Origin of the sequence: Ilumatobacter sp. (assembly GCF_041688325.1) — a bacterium.
Classification (GTDB): domain Bacteria; phylum Actinomycetota; class Acidimicrobiia; order Acidimicrobiales; family Ilumatobacteraceae; genus Ilumatobacter_A.
Genome location: NZ_JBDNIJ010000359.1, coordinates 1 through 5,579 on the forward strand (window position 1 = coordinate 1; position 5,579 = coordinate 5,579).

5 protein-coding genes are annotated in these 5,579 nt (G+C 63.2%); 4 read left to right on the forward strand and 1 reads right to left on the reverse strand.

The genetic code is table 11. The annotated features are described in order from the left end of the window. Positions 1 to 144 precede the first annotated feature (144 nt). The 4 genes from ACH2EI_RS18620 to ACH2EI_RS18635 all read left to right on the forward strand — a co-directional run bounded on the left by ACH2EI_RS18620 (position 145) and on the right by ACH2EI_RS18635 (position 4,759). Positions 145 to 1,830: an IS1634 family transposase gene (locus ACH2EI_RS18620; RefSeq protein ID WP_395161105.1), complete on the forward strand. Its 1,686-nt coding sequence runs from the start codon at positions 145 to 147 to the stop codon at positions 1,828 to 1,830. A gap of 295 nt (positions 1,831 to 2,125) precedes the next feature. Beyond that, entirely contained in the window at positions 2,126 to 2,911 is a 786-nt protein-coding gene (locus ACH2EI_RS18625) for an FAD-dependent oxidoreductase (RefSeq protein ID WP_395161109.1), read from the forward strand. 445 nt (positions 2,912 to 3,356) lie between these two features. Next, the gene (locus tag ACH2EI_RS18630; RefSeq protein ID WP_395154875.1) at positions 3,357 to 3,707 is read left to right on the forward strand and encodes an RNA polymerase sigma factor; all 351 of its coding nucleotides are present in this window, start codon (positions 3,357 to 3,359) and stop codon (positions 3,705 to 3,707) included. An 11-nt stretch (positions 3,708 to 3,718) separates the two neighbouring features. Continuing rightward, complete coding sequence (locus tag ACH2EI_RS18635; RefSeq protein WP_395161107.1) at positions 3,719 to 4,759, forward strand: NAD(P)H-hydrate epimerase; 1,041 nt, start codon at positions 3,719 to 3,721, stop codon at positions 4,757 to 4,759. Between the two features lie 273 nt (positions 4,760 to 5,032). On the opposite strand, the gene ACH2EI_RS18640 is transcribed toward ACH2EI_RS18635, so the two are convergent. After that, complete coding sequence (locus ACH2EI_RS18640) at positions 5,033 to 5,323, reverse strand: DUF427 domain-containing protein (RefSeq protein ID WP_395154873.1); 291 nt, start codon at positions 5,321 to 5,323, stop codon at positions 5,033 to 5,035. Between the last annotated feature and the right edge of the window lie 256 nt (positions 5,324 to 5,579).

Here is a 5,579-nt window from a genome sequence, read left to right on the forward strand (position 1 = left end):
ATGGGCTAGCGGGAGTTTCCTGGCTAGGCCGTTGAGCGGCGTGTGGGGTGTTGTTGAGAAACTTTTGAAATAGGTCTGTGACCAGCGCGTTTGTAGGTCGACCATGTTCGCGTCGAGGTGTCTTCAGGGTGTAGTACATAAAGTATGGGATCGATCGTTCATAAGGTGGTCAACGGGCAGACCTACTACTACCTGCGCGAGATGGCCCGGATCGACGGGAAACCGAAGATGATCTCCCAGCGCTACCTGGGCAAAGCCGCCGATATCGAAGCCGCGATGGACGGCGCGATGGGAGTCCCGGAACGCACCCGCCACCTCGGGTTCGGTGATGTCGCAGCAGTCTGGTCAATGCTGAGGCGCCTCGATGTGGCCGGCATCATCGACGACGTCATCGGCGCCCGCCGCGCCGATGCTGGCGGTTCGGTCGGCACGTACATCTGTCTCGCAACGTTGAACCGGGTTGTGGCGCCGTGCTCGAAACTCGCCTTCGCCGACTGGTGGGCGACCACCGCTGGGGATCGGTGGATACCAATGCCCAAGCCGGCGTTGGATCACCGCCGGTTCTGGACGGCAATGGACTCCATCGATGCCGCCATGCTGGTCGAGATCGAACGGCGTATCGGCGCTCGAATGGTCGCCGAGTTCGGGTTGGATCTGTCGGCGTTGGTGTTGGACATGACGAACTTCGCGACCTACATCGACACCGCGAATGATCGCGCCCCGATCGCCCAGCGGGGCCGAGCGAAACAGAAACGCTCCGATCTACGCCTGGTCGGGCTCGGTTTGGTCGTCACCCGCGATGGCGGCATCCCACTGTGTTCCCACGCCTACGCCGGTGACCGCCCAGATGTCACCCAGTTCGCCGACATGGTCACTGAACTCGTTCAACGGTGGGGAACACTCGCCACCGACACCAACGACGTCACTCTGGTCTATGACGCTGGCCAAGACTCGGTGACCAACCAAACCCACATCGACAACAGCCCACTGCATTTCGTTGGGTCACTCCCACCATCAGATCACCCGACCCTGCTCGCCGTCACCGCACGCCGCTACCGTCCGGTCGACGAGACCCGTTACCCCGGTGTCACCGCGTTCGACACCCGCGGCACCGCCCTCGGAGCCGACCGGCGCCTGATCGTCACCCACTCACCGACGTTGCACGCCAAACAACTCCGCGGATTCGCGCAAACCACCGCCGGGGTCGAACGCCGCCTGACCGAGTTGGCTGCACGTCTCGGGCGGGGCCGCACCCGCAAACAACGCACCGCGGTCGAAGCCGACATCGCCGCGATCTGCAAGCCCCGCTGGATCAACCGGGTCATCGACTGGAACCTCGCTGGCGATAGCCCCAAAGAGTTCCGGCTCACCTGGACCCTCAACAAACAGGCGGTCAACGCTCTCGCTGGCGAGTTGTTTGGCAAACGCATTCTGTTCACCGACCGCGATACCTGGCCCGTCGTTGACGTCGTCGCCGCGTACCGGTCTCAATCAGTTGTCGAGAACGACTTCCGCCAAATGAAAGACCCCCACATCGTGTCGTTCTCACCCATGCATCACTGGACCGACCCCAAAATCCGGGTCCACACCTTCTACTGCGTGCTCGCCCTCGCCGTTGCCCGCCTCATGTGTCGCGAAGCCGACCGAGCCGGAACATCAATGAGCGTCACTGAACTCCTGACGACACTCGCCGGCATCCAAGAAACCGTGCTGCTCTACCCCTCGACCGGCGGGAGGCCCAAAGCACGTCGCATGATCACCGACCTCACCGCCCAACAACAGGTTCTCTACGACCTCTTCGGCCTCGCCGACTACGCCCCCAAACACTGACTTAGGTACTACACCCAACCAGCCAGAAAACACCCCCTGAGCAGGCACGATCCGACACTCAACTCAGCTAGCTAGGAAACTACCGCTAGGGCGGCCGGTTCGTTCGGGGCCAGCTCGCTGGTCCTGATGCGGTTGTAGTCGGCGACCAGCGAATTCAGGCATCTCGTGGCGTCGTCATCGCGACGGGCACCTCATCGGCCGTGCCACCGATCCCGGGTCTCGACACCGTCGACTACTGGACCAACCGGGAAGCGGTGTCGGCCAAAGAGCGGCCGGGGTCGAGGTGCTCGATCGGGTGTTGCCGATCGGGGAGCCCGAGGCCAGTGCTGTCGCGGCGGAATCTTGGAACACGGAGGGCATTGCCATCCACACGGGGCGTCGGGCCGTCGAGCTGCGTCGTGACGGCGACCAGACCATGGTCGTGCTGGACGACGGTGCTGAGCTCCGCGCCGAGCGTCCGTTGATGGCGGTGGGCCGCTCGATCAACGTGCGTGGTCTCGGACTCGACACGGTCGGATTGACCGCAGACGCACGCCTGATCAACGTCGAGGTCGACGACCACATGGTCGCGGGCGACAAGTTGTGGGCTGTCGGTGATGTCACCGGGAAGGGACTCTTCACGCACGTCGGTATGTATCAAGCCAACATCGCGATCGTCTCGATCTTGGGTGAAGACCACGAGGGCGCGGACTACTCGGCGATGTCCCGTGCGACGTTCACCGAACCCGAAGTCGGTTCCGTCGGTTTGACCAAGCAGCAGGAGTGCAAACGCCCAACCCCATCTGGCGGCTCGTTCGATCACGGGAACGAGCCAGATCGTGGCGACCGTGAGCACATAGCCCGAAGTAGCCGAGTGTTGCGAGGCGGACGCCGAGCGGTTCAATTAAGCGATGGATCAGGCGCGTGTCAAATGTGGTCTGCGGGAATGGATAGGGCCCGTCCTGTGCCCACCACTTGGCGAGCGCGCTGCCGACCAAAGATGCCATCGATGCCATCACGACCACGCTCTGCCAGGCGACCGACCCGAGAAGGTTCACGACGTGGGGGAGTGCTGGCCCGATGGTCAGCGCGCCGACCATGACGCCGCGACCTTCTCGATGCCACGTCGACGAAGCCGAGTTGGACGGCGACCGTCCGCCACGACGCAGTCGCGGAGCTGAGTTCCCATCGCAGTCGCAGTTGAGTGAGCAGTGCGGTGGCCGAGAACCATGTGGTCATCGTGAGCACCATCGTGATCGCGATCGGTATCAGTGCGGTTCGTCGTGCCTTGTACGCCATCGGCAGCGCGTCCGGTTTGGCGTCCAGGTCAGGGTTGAGTCGTCCGGTCGGCGGCGTGGGAGCGCTGCGGGAGGAGTGTTGCGGGAGGAGTGAGGCGTGATGTGGTCCCTTGGCCCGGGCCACCTGACATCGATGTCAGGTGACCCGGTGAGGGGGAAACCCGCTTGCGTTCGGATCGATTCCGGGTCTGCGTGATCCTGATCCGTCTGACCGGGAATGCGCTCTCGGTGTCGTAGGGTTTCTCAAAAGTGCGCGAACCATCAGTCGAAGCCGCAGAACTCCGACGGCTCGCGCCGCCCGAAATCGAAGTGCTGCTGGGTGTCGCCAACTCGCTGACGCGGCACTACGCCGAGGGCGAGGATCTCGTGCAGGACACTCTGATCCCGGCCCATCGGGGCATCGACCGGTGCGACGGGCAACCCCCGCAAGCGTGGCTGCTCACCATTCTCCGGAACGCGCACACCAACCACAACCGGAAACGGCGTCCAGAGTTGCTGCGCGACCCAGAGATGGCGAAGGACAGGTTGGTGTCGGCAGTATCGGGCGAGCGCACCGACGCGTGCAACAGCGCCGGCTTCGTCACGAGGAGCTCAGCGTGATGATGTGGATCATGAAACTATTCGGTCGTCAGGCTCCCGGCTCGATGACGTGTCGCCATGTCGGCGAGGTGCTGCAGGAATACCTGGATGGCTACATCGATGACGAACGAACGAGCCGCATCGCAGCGCATCTCGACGAATGCCGCCGGTGCGGCATGGAGGCCGAGGCGTACGAGCGGATCAAGGCGACCCTTGCAACCCTTGCGACAACGCGAGCTGACCTGCCAGCCGATTCTCTTGGCCGTCTTCGTGACTTCGGTGAACGACTGGCGCGCGGTGAGTCGCCGCCCACCCGGATGATGACGCAGGAGATGGAGATCCCCGCAGCACCGGAGTCGCTTGTCTGGTTGACGACCAGCCAGATGATCGAGGTCGATCGGGTCATGATCGATGAGCTCGGCATCGGCCTCGCGCAGATGATGGAGTCGGCGGGTCGGGATCTCGCGCATCTCACCCGAGTCCGCTTCTTGGACGGTGATCCCCGTGATCGACGTGTTGTCGTCCTCGCTGGTACCGGAGGGAACGGTGGTGGGGCGCTGGTCGCAGCGCGCCGGTTGCACGGCTGGGGTGCTGGCGTCACGATCGTGACCACCGCTGGGAGCGAGCGGTTCACCGACGTGCCGGCCGCCCAACTCGCTCGCCTCGAGCGGCTCGACATTCGTCGGTGCTCACTCGACGATGCCATCGACCTTGCACCTTTCGAAGTGGTGCTCGATGGCGTGATCGGCTATTCGCTCGATGGTTCACCGCGAGGCGCGGCTGCCGAGGCGATCAGCGTCGTGAACTCGCTTGCCCCAGTCGTCGTGTCGCTCGATGTTCCGTCCGGTGTCAGCCTGACCACCGGTGTCGCCCACGATCCGGTCGTTCGGGCGACGGCAACACTGACATTGGCGTTACCCAAGCTCGGTCTTCGCGAGTCGACGGCCCGGAGTTTGGTCGGGGAGTTGTACCTCGGCGACATCGGCGTGCCCGAAGAGGCATATCGGGCTCCGACTCTGAACCTCGAACCGGGCGCGGTGTTCTCGTCAGCTGAGGTCCCTCGAATCTGGTGACTGCGAATCAGATCTCGCCGGCCCGCTCTGTCGGAGCTGAGGTGTTCTGATGAGCGAGATGAGCAGCGCCGCTGCATCGATGCGCAGCGCCAGGTCGGCGATGTTCGAGATTCAGTCGACGACCGCTCCAGCCGTCGAGAATCCTGCTTGAATGAATCTGTCGGTGAGGTTTCCGAGAACTCCTCCGAGGGTCGCCCCGACCGCTACTGATTGGCCAGGTCCGATTCTGGCAATGGCGACAGCGACGACGCGTCGCCGTTGCCAAATGGCGAACTAGTCATCGACGATGTCGACGCCCTGCCAGAACGCGATACGTCCACTCACCAACCGTCGAGCCAGTGGCCATGGATGGTCGTACTCGAATGCCGCGTCTGCCGCGATCGCGTCCGCGCCTCGAACATGCCAGTACGTTGCCCTGCCCTTCCAGAAACAGCGACTCGTCGTCTCGCTCCTCACGAGTTGGTCCATCGCTACGTCGTCGATGGGGAAGTACACCATCCCCTCGACGGTGCGGACGTTGTCGCTGTCGGCAACAACGATGCCATCAAAGACTGCTTGGGTCATAAATCGGAAACCCGCACCACGGTCTCTCCATTCCTGGAGACTGAGTGGACACGGAACGGACGGGAGCCGTGCCTGACCGGTGGGAATCGTTGTGGAGCGGGCCGGGTTTCCAACGACATGACAACATCTGCAACGAACGGCATCGTCGTGTACTGTCGTCCGGGTTGTGTGTTCTGTTCCGCACTTCTGCGGAACTTCGACAGGCGTGGTGTACAGCACGATCGGGTCGACATCTGGAGCGATGCCAACGCGGCGG